The sequence below is a fragment of the Neisseria sp. P0013.S005 genome (assembly GCF_051958425.1).
GTDB lineage: Bacteria > Pseudomonadota > Gammaproteobacteria > Burkholderiales > Neisseriaceae > Neisseria > Neisseria subflava.
The window spans coordinates 1-20,530 of record NZ_JBQCVL010000006.1 but is presented as its reverse complement, the minus strand read 5'-3'; the positions used below and the strand labels follow the sequence as shown (position 1 = coordinate 20,530).

29 protein-coding genes and 1 pseudogene are annotated in these 20,530 nt (G+C 56.5%); 26 read left to right on the top strand and 4 right to left on the bottom strand.

The window, feature by feature from the left end; all coding sequences use genetic code 11:
• The first annotated feature begins 22 nt into the window (after positions 1-22).
• The 7 genes from ACTHTA_RS07310 to ACTHTA_RS07280 all read left to right on the top strand — a co-directional run bounded on the left by ACTHTA_RS07310 (position 23) and on the right by ACTHTA_RS07280 (position 3,443).
• The gene (locus ACTHTA_RS07310; RefSeq protein WP_049351691.1) at positions 23-232 is read left to right on the top strand and encodes a hypothetical protein; all 210 of its coding nucleotides are present in this window, start codon (positions 23-25) and stop codon (positions 230-232) included.
• Positions 225-530, top strand: a complete 306-nt coding sequence (locus ACTHTA_RS07305; protein ID WP_440376368.1) for a head-tail joining protein — start codon at positions 225-227, stop codon at positions 528-530. The genes ACTHTA_RS07310 and ACTHTA_RS07305 overlap by 8 nt, the downstream gene beginning before the upstream one ends.
• A 97-nt stretch (positions 531-627) precedes the next feature.
• Positions 628-1,065, top strand: a complete 438-nt coding sequence (locus ACTHTA_RS07300) for a hypothetical protein (RefSeq protein ID WP_440375749.1) — start codon at positions 628-630, stop codon at positions 1,063-1,065.
• Between the two features lie 11 nt (positions 1,066-1,076).
• Positions 1,077-1,250, top strand: a complete 174-nt coding sequence (locus tag ACTHTA_RS07295; protein WP_082887733.1) for a DUF2635 domain-containing protein — start codon at positions 1,077-1,079, stop codon at positions 1,248-1,250.
• On the top strand, positions 1,247-2,713 hold the full coding sequence (locus ACTHTA_RS07290) for a phage tail sheath subtilisin-like domain-containing protein (RefSeq protein WP_440364204.1): 1,467 nt from the start codon (positions 1,247-1,249) through the stop codon (positions 2,711-2,713). The genes ACTHTA_RS07295 and ACTHTA_RS07290 overlap by 4 nt, the downstream gene beginning before the upstream one ends.
• A 53-nt stretch (positions 2,714-2,766) precedes the next feature.
• Entirely contained in the window at positions 2,767-3,135 is a 369-nt protein-coding gene (locus tag ACTHTA_RS07285) for a phage tail tube protein (protein WP_049258259.1), read from the top strand.
• Positions 3,136-3,149: 14 nt separating this feature from the next.
• Positions 3,150-3,443, top strand: a complete 294-nt coding sequence (locus ACTHTA_RS07280) for a phage tail assembly protein (protein ID WP_049258260.1) — start codon at positions 3,150-3,152, stop codon at positions 3,441-3,443.
• A gap of 202 nt (positions 3,444-3,645) precedes the next feature.
• Here ACTHTA_RS07280 and ACTHTA_RS07275 read toward each other — a convergent pair whose 3' ends face one another.
• Positions 3,646-4,503: a phage antirepressor N-terminal domain-containing protein gene (locus tag ACTHTA_RS07275; protein ID WP_440364205.1), complete on the bottom strand. Its 858-nt coding sequence runs from the start codon at positions 4,501-4,503 to the stop codon at positions 3,646-3,648.
• Positions 4,504-4,817: 314 nt separating this feature from the next.
• On the opposite strand from ACTHTA_RS07275, the gene ACTHTA_RS07270 reads away from it, so the two are divergent.
• The 18 genes and pseudogenes from ACTHTA_RS07270 to ACTHTA_RS07185 all read left to right on the top strand — a co-directional run bounded on the left by ACTHTA_RS07270 (position 4,818) and on the right by ACTHTA_RS07185 (position 17,618).
• Positions 4,818-5,162 (top strand): hypothetical protein, encoded by a 345-nt coding sequence (locus ACTHTA_RS07270; RefSeq protein WP_440364206.1) that lies wholly within the window; start codon positions 4,818-4,820, stop codon positions 5,160-5,162.
• 46 nt (positions 5,163-5,208) lie between these two features.
• A complete protein-coding gene (locus tag ACTHTA_RS07265) occupies positions 5,209-6,963 on the top strand; it encodes a tape measure protein (RefSeq protein WP_440364207.1) in 1,755 nt (584 codons plus the stop codon).
• Positions 6,964-6,973: 10 nt separating this feature from the next.
• Positions 6,974-7,240, top strand: a pseudogene (locus ACTHTA_RS07260) (DNA circularization N-terminal domain-containing protein); the annotation flags it as partial.
• 9 nt (positions 7,241-7,249) lie between these two features.
• Entirely contained in the window at positions 7,250-8,263 is a 1,014-nt protein-coding gene (locus ACTHTA_RS07255; RefSeq protein WP_440376370.1) for a hypothetical protein, read from the top strand.
• A 10-nt stretch (positions 8,264-8,273) separates the two neighbouring features.
• Positions 8,274-9,470: a phage baseplate assembly protein gene (locus ACTHTA_RS07250; RefSeq protein ID WP_070826999.1), complete on the top strand. Its 1,197-nt coding sequence runs from the start codon at positions 8,274-8,276 to the stop codon at positions 9,468-9,470.
• Entirely contained in the window at positions 9,470-10,021 is a 552-nt protein-coding gene (locus ACTHTA_RS07245; RefSeq protein ID WP_371464692.1) for a phage baseplate assembly protein V, read from the top strand. Before ACTHTA_RS07250 ends, ACTHTA_RS07245 begins: the two co-directional genes overlap by 1 nt.
• Before the next feature lie 5 nt (positions 10,022-10,026).
• On the top strand, positions 10,027-10,449 hold the full coding sequence (locus tag ACTHTA_RS07240) for a phage GP46 family protein (protein WP_371464693.1): 423 nt from the start codon (positions 10,027-10,029) through the stop codon (positions 10,447-10,449).
• A 37-nt stretch (positions 10,450-10,486) separates the two neighbouring features.
• Positions 10,487-11,446: a baseplate J/gp47 family protein gene (locus ACTHTA_RS07235; protein ID WP_440364209.1), complete on the top strand. Its 960-nt coding sequence runs from the start codon at positions 10,487-10,489 to the stop codon at positions 11,444-11,446.
• Positions 11,437-12,033 carry a YmfQ family protein gene (locus ACTHTA_RS07230; RefSeq protein ID WP_371464695.1) on the top strand — a complete coding sequence of 199 codons (597 nt, stop codon included), beginning with the start codon at positions 11,437-11,439 and terminating at the stop codon, positions 12,031-12,033. The genes ACTHTA_RS07235 and ACTHTA_RS07230 overlap by 10 nt, the downstream gene beginning before the upstream one ends.
• A gap of 12 nt (positions 12,034-12,045) precedes the next feature.
• Positions 12,046-13,374 (top strand): gp53-like domain-containing protein, encoded by a 1,329-nt coding sequence (locus tag ACTHTA_RS07225; protein WP_440364210.1) that lies wholly within the window; start codon positions 12,046-12,048, stop codon positions 13,372-13,374.
• A 15-nt stretch (positions 13,375-13,389) separates the two neighbouring features.
• A complete protein-coding gene (locus ACTHTA_RS07220; protein ID WP_440364211.1) occupies positions 13,390-14,019 on the top strand; it encodes a hypothetical protein in 630 nt (209 codons plus the stop codon).
• Complete coding sequence (locus tag ACTHTA_RS07215) at positions 14,016-14,489, top strand: hypothetical protein (protein WP_440364212.1); 474 nt, start codon at positions 14,016-14,018, stop codon at positions 14,487-14,489. The genes ACTHTA_RS07220 and ACTHTA_RS07215 overlap by 4 nt, the downstream gene beginning before the upstream one ends.
• Positions 14,482-15,021 carry a hypothetical protein gene (locus tag ACTHTA_RS07210; protein WP_440364213.1) on the top strand — a complete coding sequence of 180 codons (540 nt, stop codon included), beginning with the start codon at positions 14,482-14,484 and terminating at the stop codon, positions 15,019-15,021. The genes ACTHTA_RS07215 and ACTHTA_RS07210 overlap by 8 nt, the downstream gene beginning before the upstream one ends.
• Positions 15,018-15,407: a hypothetical protein gene (locus ACTHTA_RS07205; RefSeq protein WP_064089291.1), complete on the top strand. Its 390-nt coding sequence runs from the start codon at positions 15,018-15,020 to the stop codon at positions 15,405-15,407. The genes ACTHTA_RS07210 and ACTHTA_RS07205 overlap by 4 nt, the downstream gene beginning before the upstream one ends.
• A 270-nt stretch (positions 15,408-15,677) precedes the next feature.
• Positions 15,678-16,226, top strand: coding sequence for a TIGR02594 family protein (locus tag ACTHTA_RS07200; protein ID WP_440364214.1), 549 nt, complete (start codon positions 15,678-15,680; stop codon positions 16,224-16,226).
• A gap of 24 nt (positions 16,227-16,250) precedes the next feature.
• Complete coding sequence (locus ACTHTA_RS07195) at positions 16,251-16,382, top strand: hypothetical protein (RefSeq protein WP_440364215.1); 132 nt, start codon at positions 16,251-16,253, stop codon at positions 16,380-16,382.
• Positions 16,383-16,386: 4 nt separating this feature from the next.
• The gene (locus ACTHTA_RS07190; protein WP_440364216.1) at positions 16,387-16,884 is read left to right on the top strand and encodes a DUF2514 family protein; all 498 of its coding nucleotides are present in this window, start codon (positions 16,387-16,389) and stop codon (positions 16,882-16,884) included.
• A gap of 56 nt (positions 16,885-16,940) precedes the next feature.
• Complete coding sequence (locus ACTHTA_RS07185) at positions 16,941-17,618, top strand: DNA-methyltransferase (RefSeq protein WP_440364217.1); 678 nt, start codon at positions 16,941-16,943, stop codon at positions 17,616-17,618.
• A 76-nt stretch (positions 17,619-17,694) separates the two neighbouring features.
• Here the strand turns inward: ACTHTA_RS07185 and ACTHTA_RS07180 are convergent, their stop codons facing one another.
• Both ACTHTA_RS07180 and ACTHTA_RS07175 read right to left on the bottom strand, forming a co-directional pair.
• Positions 17,695-18,114, bottom strand: coding sequence for a type II toxin-antitoxin system HicB family antitoxin (locus ACTHTA_RS07180; RefSeq protein ID WP_440364218.1), 420 nt, complete (start codon positions 18,112-18,114; stop codon positions 17,695-17,697).
• A 68-nt stretch (positions 18,115-18,182) separates the two neighbouring features.
• The gene (locus tag ACTHTA_RS07175; RefSeq protein ID WP_225747594.1) at positions 18,183-18,365 is read right to left on the bottom strand and encodes a type II toxin-antitoxin system HicA family toxin; all 183 of its coding nucleotides are present in this window, start codon (positions 18,363-18,365) and stop codon (positions 18,183-18,185) included.
• Between the two features lie 365 nt (positions 18,366-18,730).
• On the opposite strand from ACTHTA_RS07175, the gene serS reads away from it, so the two are divergent.
• On the top strand, positions 18,731-20,026 hold the full coding sequence (serS, locus tag ACTHTA_RS07170) for a serine--tRNA ligase (protein WP_308888210.1): 1,296 nt from the start codon (positions 18,731-18,733) through the stop codon (positions 20,024-20,026).
• 66 nt (positions 20,027-20,092) lie between these two features.
• Here serS and ACTHTA_RS07165 read toward each other — a convergent pair whose 3' ends face one another.
• Positions 20,093-20,332, bottom strand: coding sequence for a putative hemolysin (locus ACTHTA_RS07165; protein WP_250601081.1), 240 nt, complete (start codon positions 20,330-20,332; stop codon positions 20,093-20,095).
• Between the last annotated feature and the right edge of the window lie 198 nt (positions 20,333-20,530).

Sequence of the window (20,530 nt, the reverse complement as noted above, 5' to 3'; positions counted from 1 at the left end):
CTTATTGATTGAGGTATTAAAAATGGCAAAAATCAAAATTATCCCGACTCGTAGTTTTTTCGATGGTGAACAGATGTTTGCCGTAGGGAAAAAATATTCGGTGGACGAATCTGCGGCGGCTGTCTATATCCGCGAAGGTTGGGCGGCAGAAGCGCCTGCCAAAGAGGCTGAATCCTCTGGTGCCGATGGCGGTAACGCATCCGGTGAGGGCGGCGAGGGCGGCAGTGTTTAATGAGCCGCTGAACGTGTTTACCAATCCTGCCGATTTCGGTGAAACCGTGATGATTGACGGGCAGCCGGTACGCTGCATTTTCGACCGCGAATACGCCGCAGATAACGGCTACGGCATCTCGGCGGGCAATGCCGATCCGTATTTAATCTGCCTTTCCGCCGAGCTGCCGGACACGGTGGCGGAAGCGGAAATACAGGTGCGGGGCGTTGCCTACCGGGTCGCCGAAGTGCAGGCGGACGGCACCGGCATCACCGTTTTACAGTTGAGGGCGAAAAATGAGCCGGCACCAACTTACTGACATCCGCGCCGCCGCCGTGGCGCTGCTGCGTACCAAGTTTAGACGGGTGTATCCCTATCGTTGGGTGGCGCCAGCGCAAAACAAACTGCCGTGCGTGGTGGTATCGGTGGCATCCCGCAGCAGCAGCGTATTTAACGCCGCGCCGCTGGAATTGCGGCACGAAGCACAGCTGGCCGTTACCTGTATTGTGCAGGGCAACGAAAAAACCGAAGACGTGGCGGAGGAAATGACCGCGCTGGCGGAAAAACTGTTTTATGCCAACCCCACACTCGGCGGCGAGCTGGGCGAGGATTTGCTGCCGCTGTCGCTCACCATCGAGGCCGAAGACCAAGGCGAATACGTGAGCGTATTTTACACCCAGCTGTGGCAGGCGGTGTGGTATGAGCAGGCCGGCGATTATGTGGGCGATGAAAACCACCACCCGCAGGCGCATATCGGCCCGCAGCTGATCACCGAGGCACAACTGGCCACGCACTGGCAACTGTATGGCAGCAATCACGAGATTGATGCCGAAGACAACATCCCGAAAAGCTGAAAGGGGCTTTTATGACTACGTTTTATGTGCGACCGGTTGGCGATTATCTAATCACCGACCCGGCCACCGGCGAGCCGCTGCCGAAAGACGGCGCGCAGGTGGAGAAAAACAACTACTGGCTGCGCCGCCTGAATGCGGGCGAAGTAGAGGCGGTGGCCGGCAAAGACAAAGAGGCTAACAAATGACGATTGCATTTAATGAGATTCCCGGCACCCTGCGCGCGCCGGGCAGCCGCACCGAATTTAACAACGAGCTGGCCAAAAAAGGCGCAAATATCAAGCCTTATCGCGCCTTGCTGATTGCACCGGCCACCGGCGGCAGCGCGGAAGCAGGCAAGGCCGTGCCGATTACCCGCCTGGAGCAGGCTGCCGGTATGTTTGGCGCGGGCAGCCTGATGTATTGGGCGGCCAAAGGCTGGTTTGACAACAAAGGCGGCGACATCGAAACCTTCGCCCTGCCTTTAGCCAACACCTCCGGCTCGGCGGCCAGCGGCAAAGTCCAAATTGCCGGTATGGTGCAGGATGGCGGCGTGGTGTATCTCTACATCGGTGGGCAGGCAGTCAAGCTGGCGGTAAAAGCCAATGATGGCGCTGCTGCCGTGGCTACCGCGCTGGCAGCCGCCGTGAATGCCGCCGCCGATTTGCCGGTGAGTGCGCAGGCAGATGCCGGTGCAGTAACGCTGACGGCCAAAAACAAGGGCTTGCCCGGCAACGAGATTGACCTGCGGCTCAATTATTATCCGCGCGACGAGCAAACGCCAACCGGCCTCACTATTTCCATCACCGCAATGGCCGGCGGCGCGGGTACGCCGGATTTGTCCGCCGCCTTGGCCGGGCTGGGCGATAAACAGTTTGATGTGATGGTGATGCCGTTTACCGATGCCGCCAGCCTGAAGGCGGTGGAGGATGAATTGGCTTCCCGTTGGGGGCCGATGCGCGCTATCGGCGGTTTGGTGTTTGTCGCCAAGGCCGACAACTACGCCGGGCTCACCACGCTGGGCAACGGCCGCAATAGTCCGTTTTCGGTGATCGGCGGTTTGCCCGGTGTGCCTAATTTGCCGGTACAGCTGGCTGCAGCGACTGCCGCACAGGCCGCGTTTGCCGCACAAAACGACCCGGCACGCCCGTTCCAAACTTTGGAACTCAAAGGTATCCTGCCGCCCGCCGACAGCGCCCAGCTTACCCTGCAGGAGCGCAACCTGCTGCTGTATAACGGCATCTCCACCTACCGCACCAACGCAGGCGGCGCGGTGATGATCGATATGCTGATCAGCACCTACAAAGTGGGCAAACTGGGGCAGTCCGATGAGAGCTACCTGCTGATTAACACGGTGTGGACCTTGAGCTATCTGCGCTACGACTGGGACACCTATATCCAGCAAAAATACCCACGGCACAAGCTGGCGGATGACGGCAACAAATTCCCATCCGGCCAGCCGATTATGACCCCCTCCGGCATGAAGGCCGAAATGGTGGCGCGCGCGCAGATTTGGCAGGCATTGGGCTTGGTGGAAAACATCGACCAGTTCACCGCCGACAGCTACGCCGAACGCAATATCGGCAACCCAACCCGTCTTGATACATTCATGGTGCCCGACCTCGTGAACCCGTGGATTATCACCGGTAACGTGATTGCGTTTATCGTTTAACCCCTAACGCCCCGCAGGCTGCCTGAAAGCCTGCGGGGTTTGGAGCAAATATCATGGCAAAATCAAACCGCCGTGCTGGCGTGATTTTTTTCAAAGTCAATGGCAACCAGCTGGATGCCAAAGGCAACTTTACCTACAACTTGGGCAAAGGCAAGCGTGAGGCGATTATCGGCGCGGACGGCGTGCACGGTTACAAAGAGACCCCGCAAACGCCGTTTATCGAGGGCGAAATCACCGACCGCCCCGATTTGAAACTGGCCGATTTAACCAGCATCGACAATGCCACCGTTACCCTGCAGCTAGCCAGCGGCAAAACCGTGGTGCTTTCAGATGCCTGGTATGCCGGCGAGGGCACGGGCAACACAGAAGAGGCTAATATCGGCGTGCGCTTCGAGAGCAAATACGAAGCGCAGGAAATTTAAAGGAAAACAAGCAAATGGATAAACTTATTATTCAGTTGAGCAGCCCGATCCAGTTCGGGCGCGAGGAAATCAGCGAACTGGACATCCGCCGCCCGACCGGCCGCGATTTGATGGGCTTGGAGATTAAATTCAGCCCGGACAGCTTGATTTTGGATGCCAAAACCCTGTTTGCGCTGGTGGGTAAACTGACCAACATCCCGCCTAACGTGCTGGCGCAGATGGATAGCGCAGATGCCTTTGTGTTGAGCGCGGAGATGCAGGGTTTTTTGCTGTCTGGCCGTCAGACTGGGCAGACTACGCCGCAGTAGTGGCCTATACCTTCAAGGGCAGCGCCGGCGACGTGCTGGCGCTGGATATTGACGAGCTGCAGTGGTGGTATGAGCGGGCGGGCTGGATTCGGGAGCAACTGGAAGAGTAAGGCTACCTGAAAGCGGTTTCAGGTAGCCTGACGGTTTAGCCGGTGATGACGCGGCTGATGAGGTTATGCAGCTTGCCCACTTCGTTCAACACCTAATTCAAGGTGTTTTCGGAGGTGCCGGGCAGCTCGTTGTAATCGCGCTTGCGCTCGTAGGCTTCGATCAGCACCTCGTGCAGCAAGGAAACCATAAACAGCCCGCCCCTGGTGCGGCGCTCGTATTCGCCGCGATCCAGTGTGTCATATTCGAAATCGGCCAGGATGGCGTCGAGCATATCGCCGCCGTTGCCCGCCGAGAGCCAGCGGAAATGATGCTGCAGTTCGTCGCCGCCGCTGCAGCTTTCGGCCTGCCCTGCCACCATCGGCAGCCCGGCGGCGGTTTGCGTTTTGCGGTGCAGCCGCCGGATCATGCCCACCAGTTCGTGATAGGTGGCCTCATGCGGCCGCTTGCCGAAGGTGTCGATAAAGAAGCGCTCCACGTTGCCGTCGCACCAGTTGTGGATTTCCTTTAAGCGGTCGCACAGCATGAGCAGCACCTGTTGCAGTTCTTTGCGGGTGGGCAGTTCGGTGACCACGGCGGGCAGCGCCACGGCGGGCGGCTGCTTGGGCTGCATAAAATGCGCGGCGAGCACTTGGAAGCATTCGCGCTGGTATTGCAGCAGGCGTTCGCGGATTTGCGGTTTCGCGCGGCGGGCATCGACGCCGAACAGCCAGCCGTTGAGGTATTCCAGCGGCAGGCAGAGGGTTTGGCGTTTTTTGCCGTCTTGGGCAACCATTTCCATCATGGAAATGGCTGAATTTAAGATGTCGTTACGTTTGATGCGTTTGAATTGCGCTTCCCACTGCAAGCCGATATTTTCACAAATCGGCTTCATGGCAACGTAGTGCCGGTGGTTTTGGGTGAAGACGGGGATGGTTTGACCGTGGAACGGGATTGATTGGGGGTAAGCCATGATTATTTCCTATACTGTATTTTCGAAGTTGCCCGAAACGGGCGGCCGCGAGGTTCGAAAACCTAGTACAAAGGCCGGCGTTATTCCCCTTTCGGGTATTGTATTCCGCGCCCTCGCGGCCATAGGAAACATTGGCTGTAACAAATCAACAACACGGGAGCCGTGAATCTTATGGACGTAAAAATATCGCATTAACGGTTGCGATACCGTGTACTAGGAGGTTTTCGACGCCTCGTGGACGGGAATATAGCGCCGCTGGCGGTGCAAAGTCAAGCGGCAGGCAGTAAAATGTTTCCCTTTTTAGGGGAATGGTTATGGCAAAAGATGAGGCAACTGCGGAATTTAAGATGGATGAGGTGGTTTTGACCCGGTTTTATGATCGGGAACTGCCGCAAATCCTACCCCTTGAATTGAAGGCTAGGATTTTATATAAAGATACGAGATTCAGCTGGAATTACCATGATGTTGCAATACGCCGTTTCACACAAGACCGCCGTGTCGGCGGAGTGGAGGCATGGTGCGGCGAACCGCCCTCCCTTCGCGGGTTTGCGTATCTGATGATACTGGATTTTATCAACCTCGCCACAGGGGAAGTAATCGAGCCGCGCGATATTCCTTATTATTTATTTGATTTATATATACAAACTATAAAAGATTAGCTACAGGCCGCCTGATATTCGGGCGGCTTTTTTATGGGGTAGCAAAATGTCTAGAGCAAAAACCGAAATCGAAGTAACCGTACAAGACCGAGCCAGCCGCGCCTTGCGCACCATCCGCGAACGTTTCGGCGCGCTGAATAACGGGCGCGTGGGGCGGGCAATGGCGCAGGTGTCGCGGGCTACCGATCAGGCCACTGCCACCCTGAAACATTATGCGGCGGCCGGGGCGGTGCTGGCTGCTGGCGCGGTGTTTATGGTTAAGGGCGTGGTGGATACCGCCAGCGAATTTGAGCGCTACCGTAGCGTGCTGGAAACCATCGAAGGCAGCAGTGAAAAAGCCAGGCAGTCGATGGCGTGGGTAAGCGAGTTCGCAACGAAAACGCCATACGAATTGAGCGAAGTGAACGAAGCCTTTGTGAAGCTGAAATCCTACGGCCTCGACCCGATTAAAGACGGGCTGCTGACCACACTGGGCGATACTGCTGCCGGTATGGGCAAGCCGCTGATGCAGACGGTGGAGGCGATTGCCGATGCCATGACCGGGCAAAACGAGCGCCTGAAAGAGTTTGGGATTAAGGCCTCGGCACAGGGCAACCGCATCATCTACGAATACACCGACAAAAGCGGCCGCCAGATGCGGGCGATGGCAGACAAGAACAACCGCGAACAAATCCGCGCCACCCTGCAAACCATTTGGAACGAAAAATACGGTGGGGCGATGGACAAGCTGTCCAATACTTGGGGCGGCATGATGTCCAACCTCTCGGACAACTGGGAGCGCTTTAAGCTGATGATCGCCGATTCGGGCGTGTTTAGCTATTTGCAGGATAAGCTGCGCGGCCTGTTGGAAAAAATCGATGCGATGGCGCAAGACGGTAGCCTGCAAAAACTGGCCGAAAGCATCGGCAAAAACTTGGTAACCGCGTTTGAAAAAGCGTGGGAATTTGGTACCAAACTATACGACAAATTCAACGAAATCAACAACTATCTCGGCGGCTTTGGCAACACAATGCTGGTGGTGGCGGCGATTCTATCCCTGCCGCTGGTAGCGGCGTTTGTGAATGCGGCGTGGGCGGTAGGCTCGCTGGCAGTGGCTTTAATCGGCGCGCTTCCTGCGATTTGGGGCTTTACCGCTGCGCTGCTGGCTAATCCTCTCACGTGGATTATCGGGCTGGTGGCGGCGTTTGCCGGTTTGGTATATGTGATATGGCGCAACTGGGACGACATCGGCGCCTATTTCAGCCGATTGTGGGATGAAGTGTCGGGTGCGTTTGCCGTGGCGTGGGAGCTGATTAAGGAGCTGTGTGCTTCGGCGTTTGAGGCGCTTGGCAACTTATTTCTCAATTTTACGCCGGTGGGCTGGATGATCCAGTCGATGACGGCGGTGTGGAGCTACCTGAAAGGGGTGTGGCCGCAAATCCGGCAAACCTTTGTTGCCGCACTTTCCGCCATCGGCGGGGTGTTGTCCGGCTTCTCACCGCTCAACCTGATGCGCGGCGGTTTTGAGGCGCTGAAAGGCTATATTGCAGGGGTGTGGGACTGGATACGCGGAAAGCTGCAGTGGGCATTGGACAAGTTGGAATCACTGGGCAATACGGTGCGTTCGGTGTTCGGCGGCGGCGATGGCGCGGCGGCTCCGGGTACGGGCCCTGCAGGTGCGCTGGTGGGTAAAACGCAAAACCTGAATAAGGTGGCGGTACATATTGACCACAGCAATGTGCCGCGCGGCACGCGGATGCAGGCTCGGGCCAGCAACGGCGTGCAGTTGAGCACTAAGCAAGGTTACAGCCTGGCAACTTAGGAGCAAAAAAATGGCGTGGAAAGACAGGCTGCGGCCGGCCTCTTTTAAACAGGCGGCATTCGGCGTGGAAGCGCACAGTAGCGAGCAGGGTCGGCGGGTGGTGGTACACGAATACCCAGGCCGCGACAAGCCCTACGTGGAAGACCTCGGCGCGAAGGCACGGGGTTTTACGCTGCGCGGCTTTGTGGTGGGCAAGGACTACCAGCAAGCCCGTGATGCGCTGCTGGATGCGGTAAACGCTCCCGGGCCCGGCCAGTTGGTGCACCCGTATTTCGGTGCGCTGCGCGTGGTATGCACAGCGGTAAGCGTGAGCGAGAGCGGCGAAGCCGGCGGCATGGCGGTGTTTGATTTAACCTTTGTGGAGGCGGGCGAGAGCCGCTATCCGGCGGCGGAATCCGACCCGGCAGGCAACCTGTTGGATGCGGCGGATACGCTGGACGGGCAGCTGGCCGAAGCCTTCGGCAAGTGGTTTGATTTGGACGGCTTGCCGGATTTTTTAAGCCGCGACAATCTGCAGGCGCTCAACGAGCGCATCCAGCGACTGACTACGGTGGGCGGTCTGCTGGATTTGTCCAAACAATCGCCGTTTTTGCGGCAGGTGCGGCAGTTGTTGGATGCGGTGGGCGAGCTATCGGCAACACCGGCGGTGTTGGGTAGCCGCATCATCGGACTGTTTACCGATTTAACCGGCAGCTTCGGCCAGCCTTTGGGCGGCATTATGGGGCTGGCCAAGGCGTTTCGCACAGGGAAGCGCGAAGTATCGCGCGGGCTGCCAGCCAACCCTACGCCGTATCAGCGTGCCGAATCCAACCGGCAGGCGGTGCAGGTGTTGTTTGAGGCTGCGGCTTTAAATGCGGCTGCGGCCACGGCGGTTGTGCGGCCGGATGATGTGCATATCGAGCTGCCGCAGCCGGGTGGCAATTTCGGTGGCGGCAGCAACCAACCATCCAGCCGCATTGCGCCGAAGGCGGCCGCCGCCCCGCTGTTTGAATCGCTGGATGAGGCGGTGGCGCTGCGCCGCCTGCTATTGGCGTGGTTAGACGAGCTCGCGCCGCAGCTGCCGGATTCGGCATTTTCAGCGGCGCAGGATTTGCGCGCCGCTATCGTGCAGGCTTTGCCGGACACGGAAAACGAACTGCCGCGCCTAGTGGATTACACCCCGCAGCGCCCGCTGCCGGTGGTGGTATTGGCTTATCGCTTGCACGGCGATGCGCGGCGCAGCAGCGAGATTTTGCGGCATAACCCGGTCGCGCATCCGGGCTTTATGCCGGTGCGCCCGCTGCGGGTGTTGTCGGATTAAGGAGCAGTAAATGGCTATCGAGCTATTGGTAAACGGCGTTTTGTACGGCGGTTGGACGAGCGTATCCATCAGCCGTAGCATCGGCACTGCTGCTGGTGCATTTAACATCGAGTGCACCGAAAACGTGGGCGGCGAGGCAATACATTGGCCGATCCGCCCGAACGACGAGTGCGAAGTGCGGGTGGCCGGGCAGGTGGTGATTAAGGGCTATATCGACAAAACCACGCTCGATGTATCGGACAGCAGCCACAGCATTGCCGTGGCCGGACGGGATAAAACCGGCGATTTGGTGGATTGCGCCGCTGCCGTGAAGCAATGGCGTAATGTGTCGATTTTGGACTTGGCTAAAGAGCTGTGTGCGCCGTTTAGTATCGAGGTGGTGTTGGAGACCGAGCCGGGCAAGCCGCTGGCGGTGTTTAAAACCGAGCCGGGCGAAACGGTATTTAAAGCCTTGGAACGGGCGGCGAAAATCGCCGGTATTTTGCTGGTACAGGCACGGGGCGCATTGGTTTTGACCCATGCCGGAGCACAACAGGCGGCTACGCCGCTGGTTTTAGGCGGCAACATCAAATCCGGCACGGCCGATTACGATTATTCGGAGCGGTTTTCAGAATACACCATCACCGGCCAGCGGGCGGGCAAAGACAACGACCACGGCAAGGCGGCGGCTCATGTGCGCTCTGCAGTTAAGGATGAGGCCATCAAGCGCCACCGGCCGTTTGCCAAATCCGCCGACGGGCAGGCTACGCCCGAGATGGCACGGCGGCAGGCGGAATGGGAAAAGCAGGTGCGCGAAGCGAAAAGCACTCAGCTATCCTGCACAGTGGCGGGCTGGACGCAGCACAATGGCCAGCTGTGGGACATCAACCAGCGGGCACAAGTGGAAGCGGCTACGCTGGCAGTACAGGGCGAATTGCTGATTTCGGCGGTCGAGTACGGCTACGATGATTCGGGCGAGATAACCAAAATCGAGCTAATCCGCCCGGAAGCGCTGCTGCCATCGCCCGAAGCAGCGGAAAAAGCCAACCGCAACACCGCCGCCAAACCCGCACGCGGTAAAGGCCACAGTGGCGGTAAAGGCCGCAGTGGCGGCAAACGCGGGCGGCAGGGTAAGGGGCAAAACGCGGTATCCGGCGATGTGCTGGTGATCAAACCCGATGCGCAAGGCAATTACAAACCCGGAAACTTTGAAAGAGGAAAATCATAATGCAGGCGCTGAAAAACATGATCGGCCGCGCGATTTTAAATTTAATTAACGATGCCGCCGCCACGCAAACCGTTACCCTAGAGGCGCAGGCGGGCGATGTGCATGACGAGGTGGAGCTGTTCCAGCCATTCGGTTTTTCGGCACATCCGCCGGTGGGCAGCGAGGCGGTGGTGGTATTTGTGGCGGGAAACCACGACCACCCGATTGCCTTGTGCGCCGAGCACAAGGGCACGCGCCGCAACAATCTGGCCGAGGGTGAGGCGGCGGTTTACAACCTATGGGGGCATCACATCACGCTGTACAAAGACAAATGCGTGATAGAGACCCCTGTGTTTGAGGTTAATGCCAAAACATCAGCCACCATCAAAGCGCCGAAAATTACGCTGGACGGCGAAGTAAACGGCACCAAATCGGCGGTGTTTGCCCAAGACGTGAAAGACCAAGGCGGCAAATTTAGCATGGGCTTGATGCGCGCGCTGTTTAACCGCCACACCCACCACGAAAACGACGGCGGCGGCAATACCGACCAGCCGAACGAACAAATGGAGTAAGCATTATGCTGGGACTGATGCCTCAAGCAGACGGCGGCTGCCGCCTGTTGTTTGCCGGGGTGGATTGGCTTAAATCGGCAGTATGGATGAGCCTGGGCACCGACCGGCGTGCCGAAAACGACGATGTACTGCCCGGCGGAGACGGCGACAAGCGCGGCTGGTGGGGCGATAGCTTCCGTCCGCGCCGTATCGGCTCGCGGCTGTGGCTGCTGGAACGGCAGAAAATTACTGCCGACACCTTGCTGCGGGCGGAGGAATATGCCGCCGAGGCGCTCGCCTGGCTCACAGAAAAAAAAATCGCAGCGGCAGTGCGGGTGCGGGCGGAGCGGCACACGCTCACTTGCGCGATGTTGTATATCGAAATCGAAAAAGACGGCGGAGAAATCCGCCGTTTTGATTATTTGTGGAGCGTAAATCATGGCGTTTGAACGACCAAGCCTACCGGAATTGTGCCGGCGGGTGGAATTGGACATCAGCAGCCGCCTCTCGCCCTACCCGCACCCGCAGGAAGGTGATGTGGCATCGGTATTCGGCGCAGCTTTGGGCGCGGCATCGCACCTCTTGCACGGGCATTTGGATTGGATTGCTCAACAAATGCTGCCAATCACGGCCGCCGGCGATGAACTCGACCGCCACGCGCGCACCTGGCTTACCGTGCCACGCAAACCTGCGGCGTTTGCCAGCGGACAGGCCACTGTGTCGGGCAGCCTGCCTTTGGTGGGTGATGAGCTGCGGCGTGAAGACGGTGTGCGCTATTCGGTGCGCGCGGCAGCAGGCAATACAGTGCAGCTGGATGCGTTGGAGCCGGGCCCGGCAGGCAACGCCAGCGCCGGGGCAGTGTTGCGCCACAGCGGCGGCATGGCCACGGTGGATAGTGGCGGTCTCTCCGGCGGCGCAGCGGCAGAAAGCGACGAAGAGCTGCGCGAACGCTTACTGCAGCGCATCCGCAACCCGCCGATGGGCGGCAGTGTAGCGGACTATATCCGCTGGGCGCTCGAGGTGCCGGGTATTGCCCGCGCTTGGGTTAAGCCAAACAGCGGCGAGATTAACCACGTGGTGGTGTATGTGGCAGGCGGCGACAACATCGTGCCCAATAGCACGCTGCTGGATGCGGTACGGCAGCATTTAGAGCTGCTGCGTCCGGTAACGGCGCGGGTGTCGGTCGTCGCGCCGCGCCTGAAAACCGTGGCGCACCGCATCAAAGTGTATCCCGATACCGCCGCTGTGCGGCAGGCGGTGGAAAACTCACTGCGTCTGTTTTACCGGCGCGAAGCTTCGCTGGGCTCGGTTATCCGTATCTCGCGCATCAGCGAGGCGGTTAGTTTGGCGGCGGGCGAAACACACCATATGTTGCTTGCGCCCACAGCGGATGTGGTGTGTGAGCAAGACGAAATCGCGGTGCTGGGAGGTATCTCGTGGACTTAAGCATCAGGCAGGCTGCCTACCGCAGCCAACTTACCGCGCTGCTGCCCACCGGCCGCGCCTGGGCAACCGAATCCGACCCGGCGCTGGCCGATTTTATTGCGGCGCTGGCATTAGAGCTAGCCCGTATTGAGCAACGCGCCACCGAACTGCTGGCGGAAGCCACGCCATACGGCGCATACGAAACATTGCCGGAGTGGGAGGCTACTGCCGGGCTGCCGGATGAATGCAGCGCAGCGGCAGCCGGCGATATTCAGGCGCGGCGCATGGCGCTGGTAGCGCGGCTGGCAGGCGGCGGGGCGCAAAGCAAGGCGTTTTATCTGCACCTGTTGCGCGTATCCGGGCAACCACAGGCGGAAATCACCGAGTTTTACCCGGCCACCTGCAATGATGACTGCAATGCCGCGCTGTACTCCGACAATGACAGCTATTGTTGGGCGGTATCGTTGCGCGGCAGCGGAGACCACCGACCGGCCAACTGCAACGATGATTGCAACAGCCCGCTGCAGCTGTATCAAAGCAGCGCTATTGAGTGCGTGCTCAACAGGCTTAAACCGGCGCACACTTATCTGATTTTTAAATATGTTTAGGAGCGATTGATTATGCAGCGGATTTCCACTTCTTCCGCCGTTGCCGACCTGTTCGGCAACGGCAAAGCAGGTTTTAGAAACGGCGATTTGCCGCGTGGCGTGCTGCCTACGGCGTTTAACGCCGAATGGTGCAACCATGTGCAGGAGGAGATTTGTAATGTGATTGAGGGCGCGGGTGTGGCGCTTAATCCCGATAAGCGCGACCAGCTGCTTGCCGCCCTGAAAAAACTAATCGACGAGCAGGCCGGCGGCAAAGGCCTGCCCGTAGGCGCAGTAATCGGCTTTCCGCGCGCCGTCACCAACCCCGAAGGCTACCTGAAAGCCGACGGCAGCACCTTTAATCAATCTACCTATCCCGACCTATACCGCGTATTGGGTGGCAACAAGCTGCCCAACCTCACGCGCTCCAACGTAGGCATGACCGCCTACTTCCCGGTTGCGGACATCCCGGACGGCTGGATTAAGTACGACGAGATTGCTGTCAAGGTCACGCAGGCCGCCTATCCCGAGCTGTACCGCAAGCTGGTGGCGCAGTACGGCTCAATCGATGCGGTGCCCAAGGCCGAAGACCGCTTTATCCGCAACGCTGCGGGCGGCCTCACAGTTGGCACACAGCAGGGCGACGCCATCCGCAATATCAAGGGCAAAACATCGTTCTGCGGCGACGACAATGGCTCGCTAGGTATCGGCCCGAAAGACCCGAATGGAGTGTTCGGCGGCGAAGGCTCACCGAGCGCCTACACCTCCGATGGTGACGGTCGACGCCAAGGTTATAACTATCTGACGTTTGATGCCTCACGCAGCGTGCCGGTGGCTGACGAAGTGCGCCCCAAAGCCATTGCGATGGTATTGTGTATAAAGGCTCAAAATAGCCTGGACGACGTGGTGATGTGGGTTAAGGCATACGGCAAGGTTACCAATGCCGGTGTGCTGGATGCCGCCACGCTGGCCGCCGGGCTGCAAAACAAGTCCGACAAGGGACACACCCACCGTGCCGCCGAGATTACCGATTTAAGTGACACCATCGAAGCGGTAGTGGGCAGACTGTTTGCCTCCAAAAAATCTGCTTCAGGCTACCTGAAAATTCCCGGTGGGCTGATTATCCAGTGGGGAAACGTGGAAGTAGATAACGACGTGTTTGCCACCGTTTTATTTCCGATAAGTTTTCCGACAGCCTGTTTAAATGTGCAGGTCAGCGCGGTTTGGGGCAACGTGGCCGGTGGAGCAAACGTGCTGTCCGCCCATGTCGGCAAAATCAGTCAGACTGGCTGCTCGGTAACTGTGTCTGAAAACGGCATATTCGGGCGGCGAATCGTGAATTGGCTGGCAATTGGTCATTAAAAAGGGAGTTAAATCATGACTATTTACTACTCAAAATCCAATCAGGCGTTTTTCGACGACCAAATCCACAGCAGGCTACCTGAAGATGCGGTAGAGATTAGCCCCGAGCAGCACGCCGCGCTGTTGGCCGGGCAATCGCAAGGGCAAGTGATTATGCCTGGCAAAGACGGCATGCCGGTTTTAACACTCCCAGCGCCCAGCCATCTGCACCAATGGAACGGAAAGGAGTGGGTGTTAGACAAGGCCGCTGCATCGCAACTGCTGGCTGAAGCCATCGACAAAGGCACGGCTGCCATCAATGACGTTGTAGAGCAGGCATACCACCACGTTACCCGCTTCGAAGCTGAATATAAATTGCGCGAACAGCAAGCGCGCGACTACAAGGCGGGCGGCTGCAAAGGCGAAGCCCCGGAACAGGTGGCCGCCTTTGCCAAGCCGGCAGGCAAGACGGCGTGTGAAGCGACCGACATCATCATCGCCCAAGCCGACAACTTGCGCATGGTGCTGGGCAAACTTGGGGTACTGCGGATGCGGAAGCTTGAGCTGAAAGACCTAAAAACCGCTGCTGAGGTGGATAAAAGGACGGCAGAGATTTTGGCTGAAATCCAACCGATTGCCGACAAATTACAGGTGGTGGGCAAATGAATAATCATCAAATCTATCTGGCCTTGTACAAAGGCCGCCGCGACGGTACAGGCTGGCGCGTGTGGGCGGCACGGTTTACCGATGGGCTGACCCGTGTTTTGACACGCGGGCGGTACAGCCACTGCGAGATTGCGGTGCGCGAACATACTCAGGCATCGGTTTATACCTGCTACTCCGCCTCCATCCGGGACGGCGGCGTACGCTGTAAAGTGATGCCGCTGCCGTCTGCCAACTGGGATTTAATCCCGCTGCCGGATAGCGTGGACGGGCGGCTGAAAACCCTGTGGTCACGAACCCAAGGCCAAGGTTATGACCTGCTCGGCGCGTTCGGTGTGATATTCGGGCTACCTGAAAACCGCCGCCGTTGGTTTTGCAGCGAGTGGGTGGGCGCGGCTTTGGGGCTACCCGAAAGCTGGCGTTTTAGTCCCAATGATTTAGCCGCTATTTTTAAAGGAGACTGTCATGTTTGAGCGAGCAAAAGCTTGGTATAACCGTTTGACTTCCTGCCGCTTTTGCAGATACGCGAAAGCGGCTTTGTCTTGGTTGTGGAATCTGCGCTTTTTGCCGGATTCAGCGCGGCGCTGGGTATTCGGCACGGGCACGCGGGCGCTGCAAATCGTCAATATCGGCTTTTTGCTGGTTTGGGCTTGGGTGTTCGGCGTAAACGGTTTTGGCTCGCTGCCGCTGTGGACGGGGCTCACCAAATTGCCGCGCTGGTTTGTGGTGCTCCTGTTGTTGCTGTTGGCGCTGCTATCGGCGTGGTCGATGTGGAGCAGCAGTCCGCGCAGCCATGCGGTAGGGGTGGGTGCGCTGCGGATTACGCCGCTGATTTGGCTGCTGCTGGCAACCAGTTTTTGGGTGTGGCATACGCTGGCGGCGCAGGTGGTGGGCTATGTATTCGGCATTTGGAGCCTGGCGGTTTGGCTGGTGGGCGAGCATTTGCAGGATATGTTGCGTGATGAGAGACAGGCTGCGCAGACGGCCGGAAAGAAGGCATCGTGAATGATTTGCTTGCGGGATTTTTTGCCAGCAAAACGCTGCTGGCGGTGGTGGGCGCGTTTGTCGGCTCGCTGCGGGTGTCGATGCGTGCCAAAGATAAAAGTACCTCGGCTAAGTGTGGCGACCTGATTGCGGCGCTGTTTTTGTCGCTGGCGGTGGTGGACGACCTCACGCCCAAGGATATGCCGCGCTTGGCATTGATGGTGGGGATACTGGCCGGGACGATGTGCGATGTGCTGCTGGATTCGGCGCGCGCTCTCTCGCCCGATACGGCGGGCGGCATTTTGGATTTTGTGCTGGGCAAGCTGGGCTACCACCGCCAGCCTGCCGCCGAGAAGCCGCCGGTGGTGGTTGCGGATGATGACGAGCCGCCACCGCCGCCGGAATAGTTTGACGACCGCCGCCTCTGCCCGCTGTATCCGGGTACGCGGCGGTTATTACTTCAGGCTACCTGAAAAAAGATAGCCCCTAACCGTGTTGCTCCGACCGCGTAGGCCGGCATGGTTAGGGGAGTTATTGGGGTGCATTATAGCCATCTTCAGGCTACCTGAAAACCAGTTATTAAGTAATCCTTAATAACTGAAATAAGTCTAGCTTGAAAAATCAATAACTTACGTTTCTGCCCGCTATTACGCGGGCTTTTTGTTTGGAGGTTAAAAATGACGAAACAAACCGAATTGCCGTGGATTGCCAAGGCGAAAAGCCACTTGGGCTTGCGTGAGATACCGGGCCAGCAACACAACCCGGAAATCCTAAGCTGGCTGAAAAAGTTCGGCGGCTACAACGGCGAAGAGAAAGCCTGGTGGGCAAACGATGAGGTGGCGTGGTGCGGCTTGTTTGCCGGTATGTGCTTGGGCGAAGCTGATCGCTTTGTCGTGCCGCAATGGTATCGCGCGGGCGCGTGGGCGGATGAGTGCTACCTTACCCGCTTGAGCAAGCCGGCCTATGGCTGCCTGGCAGTCAAAAAACGCACCGGCGGCAATCATGTGATGTTTATCGTTGGCAAAGACAGACAAGGCCGCCTGATGGGGCTTGCTGGCAACCAAGGCAACCGCGTGAGCATCATCCCGTTTAACGCGGCGGAATTGAGCTTTTGGTGGCCGAGCTACTGGCGCGATAAGCAGTGCGTTAAATCCGAGCCTACCGCCGTCCGCTACGAGCTGCCGCTGGTGGATGCCACCGGCAAACAGGGCGAGAGCGAGGCATAGTATACAGCCGATTAGGTGCGCCGCATGATTGCCGAGCAGGAGGCGGCGCTGGCCGATGCCGAGGCCATCGGTGATGCCTATGCCGCCCGCCATGCGGAGCACGAATTGCGCAACTATCGGCAGTTTTTGGGGCGGCTCGAGCCGCAGAAAGAGTAAAAAAATGTGGATTGTGAAATATTGGAAACCGCTTGCCATTGCCGCCCTGCTGGCGGCGGTGGTGGGCGGTGAATATTGGTACGGTGAGCAGCGCTACAGCGCGGGCCACCGTGCTGCCGAGACCAAGCTGAAGAAACAGCAAACCGAAGCACTGGCGAAGCAAACCGGTGCAGTATTGGAAAAAGAAAGGCAGGCGCAGGCGGCATTGACTGCCGCGCAGGCCGAAGTGGAAAAGGAAAGAGAAAATGCAAAAATTGCTGTGGATAATCTGCGCGGCGAGCTTGAGCGCGTGCGCGCCTACGCCGCTGCCCGTAGTCGCTCCCTGCCCCAAGCCGCCGGCACCGCCGGCGCGGTTGATGAAGCCGCTGCCCGAGGCTGGCAGCTATTCGGACACTGCGCAAAAGAATATGCAGGATTGGCAGAAATAGCCGACACCCAGCGCAACGACCTGGCCGAATGGCAGGTGTATGGGCGCGTGGTGTCCAAGATGACGGACAAATAGCCTATTGCACGGAGGGCGGTTGAGGCCGCCCTATTGCACGGAGGGCGGATATGGTTATGGATAAAATTATAAAACGAGATTTTGCCGGCGCAACGCTCTACCTGGGCGATTGCTCCGGCCTTTTGCCGGCGGTACTGGCTGAAAACAAGGTGGATGCGCTGATTTCCGATCCGCCGTATTTAATGCAGGCAAGTGGCGGGAATTTGGGTGGGCAGCGTAAATATATGGCCGACATCAACAAGCATTTGGATGGTGGTTTTGATATTGGCTTGCTTGACCGGTTTGAGAATTGGTTTGTGTTTTGTGCAAAAAGCCAAATTGTGGATATTATCAACCAAGCGAAAAACCAAAACCTGAATTGGATGCTGCTTACCTGGAACAAGAAAAATCCCACACCGCTCACCTGCGGCACCTATCTGCCGGACACGGAATACATGGTGCACGCCTACCGCCGCCACATTTGGGAGAGCAAAACCCGCTTTGTGGTGGGCAACGTCGAAAAAAATCCCTTTGACCATCCCACGGTAAAGCCGCTGTATGTGATGTACAAGGCTATTGCCAGCGCATCCGCGCCGGGCGATTTGGTGCTTGACCCGTTTATGGGCACAGGTAGCACGGGCGTAGCGGCTTTACAGCGCGGCCGGCGCTTTATCGGCATCGAGCGCGAGCCGAAATACTTTGATATTGCCTGCCAGCGCATCGAGCACGCACTGGCGCAAGGGCAGTTGTTCTGATTTCAAGCTACCTGAAAAAAAAGGCTACCTGAATTTTCAGGTAGCCTTTAATTTTCACTGTATAAGAAAGTAGGATTTACGAGAAGCTAATATTTAGACTTTTACCGAGCTTCGAGGCGGCTTTTTCCAAAAAGTCTATTTTAGTATTATGCCGCAGGTCGAATAAGCGGTCAATTTGCGGCATGTGCACATCTAGCCGCCGTGCCATTTCCGCCTTGCGCACGCCTTGGCTGACCATCTCGTTGAGCAGCAGCACTTTGGCTGTTTCCAGCGCCGGCAGTGCTACAACAGGCTGCCCTTCGGTAGGCTCTGAAGGCAGGGGCACAGCCCGACGGTCTTCAAAGTATCCGTCCAGTGCGCAAAGCAGCCCGTCCAGCGCCTCAATCGCCGCGCTCTCTTCATCTTCGCTTACCGCCGCCGCCTCCGGAATATCCGGAAAGGTTACTAAAAATGTGCCGTTGTCGTCCGGGGTTAAAATATAGGGATAAGCTAACATAGTATTTACCTCCGTTTTGTTTTTCTTACTTTTCTGTCTGCAAGGCAGCCCTTTCGGGCTACCTCCTATTATTTAAGACCTAAGTCTTTCTTGATTTTTCTAACTAAACCCGAACCGATTTCTTTGCTGCCGTGGTCTGGGAAAACCGAAGTTTTATTTCCTAATCTGATGTTTTGGTGGCTTCCGCGTTTTTGTGTTGTGAACTCAACGCCTTGAGCCTTTAACCATTTCTTAAATTCACTGTATTTCATCTCTACCTCCTTTCTTATACAGTAAGGATATAATACAACAGAAATGTTGTATTTGCAAGCGAAAACGAAACATTTTTGTTGTGTTTTTGCGGATGGGCAACAGTGCAACAAGTTCTAAATTTTTAGTTTGGTTTTTTCTGATTGTTGGCGCGGTTTTGGGGTTGCTCTGTTTATTATTGCAATGTAGTCATGATAATATTTTGTTTTTAATATAAATCAAGAATCCCCGTGGGCGTGCCAGAATTCTTAAAAAACGCTCCTGCTTTTTGCAGGGGCGTTTTTTGTTTTCAGACGGCCTGTCGCTGTGAAAATATCTTTAAATTGGTTTACAATAATGCCATTCTGAATCTTAACGAGAGAAAACAATGTTAGACATCCAATTGCTCCGCAGCAATACCGCCGCAGTCGCCGAACGTTTGGCCGCCCGCGGTTACGAGTTTGATACCGCGCGTTTCAACGCTTTGGAAGAACAACGTAAAGCCGTTCAAGTGAAAACAGAAGAGTTGCAGGCTTCGCGCAACAGTATTTCCAAACAGATCGGCGCGTTGAAAGGCCAAGGTAAACATGAAGAGGCTCAAGCTGCAATGGATCAGGTTGCCCAAATCAAAGTGGATTTGGAGCAGGCTGTCGCTGATTTGGATGCCGTTCAGAAAGAATTGGACGCGTGGTTGTTGACCATTCCGAACCTGCCGCACGAAAGCGTACCTGCCGGTAAAGATGAAACTGAAAACGTTGAAGTCCGCAAAGTGGGCACGCCGCGCAAATTTGACTTTGAAATCAAAGATCATGTTGATTTGGGCGAGCCTTTGGGTTTGGATTTTGAAGGTGGTGCAAAACTGTCCGGGGCGCGCTTTACCGTGATGAAAGGCCAAATCGCCCGTCTGCATCGCGCTTTGGCTCAGTTCATGCTGGACACGCACACGCTGAAACACGGCTATACCGAACATTACACGCCTTACATCGTGGACGATCTGACCCTGCAAGGTACGGGTCAACTGCCTAAATTTGCAGAAGATTTGTTCCACGTTACTCGCGGCGGCGATGAGAGCAAAAAAACGCAATATCTGATTCCGACCGCCGAAGTGACGCTGACCAATACTGTTGCCGACAGCATCGTGGCAGGCAGCGATTTGCCGTTGAAATTGACTGCGCATTCTCCATGTTTCCGTTCCGAAGCGGGCGCATACGGCAAAGACGTGCGCGGTTTGATTCGCCAACACCAATTCGACAAAGTGGAAATGGTGCAAATCGTTCATCCAGAAAAATCATACGAAGCGCTGGAAGAAATGGTCGGCCATGCTGAAAATATTTTGAAAGCGTTGGAACTGCCCTACCGCGTGATTACTTTGTGTACCGGCGACATGGGTTTCGGTGCAACCAAAACCTATGACTTGGAAGTTTGGGTTCCTGCGCAAAATACTTATCGTGAGATTTCCAGCTGTTCCAACTGCGAAGATTTCCAAGCTCGCCGCATGAAGGCGCGTTTCAAAGATGAAAACGGTAAAAACCGTTTGGTGCATACTTTGAACGGCTCAGGCTTGGCTGTCGGCCGTACTTTGGTGGCGGTATTGGAAAACCATCAAAATGCCGACGGCAGCATTAATGTTCCTGCTGCATTGCAACCGTATATGGGCGGCGTAACCAAACTGGAAGTAAAATAATCGCTGTTTAAAAGAAAAAGGCCGTCTGAAACTTGGTTTCAGACGGCCTTTTATATGATTGAGCAATTATTTGTTGTGTTGACGGAAATATTCCCATTCTTCAACAACGGTACCGTTAGGCAAGTGGCACACGCCGTATTCGCCACCGTCTTTATCTTTTTTGATTTCGGATTTGCCGCCTTGTTTGACGCAGAATTCGGAAGCCGGATTGGACATGCCGATCTTAGGAGATTCTTGTTTTTCAGAAGCGGAGCAGGCGGCCAAAGCAGTTGCGGCCGCGAGGCTGAGGATAACAGGTTTGATCATGGCGAGTCTTTCATTTGAAGGATAAAAACAAGCGGATTATAGGGGATGCTTGCGTTTAATTGAGTTAACCAGATTAAAGGCCGTCTGAAAGCTTTGAACTGCACCCCAAAAGTTGGACATCCCCCCTCCAACTCACAAGGTGCAGTTTTTTTATGAGCAAATATACATTACACTTCAAATACCAAGCCGTACTCCACT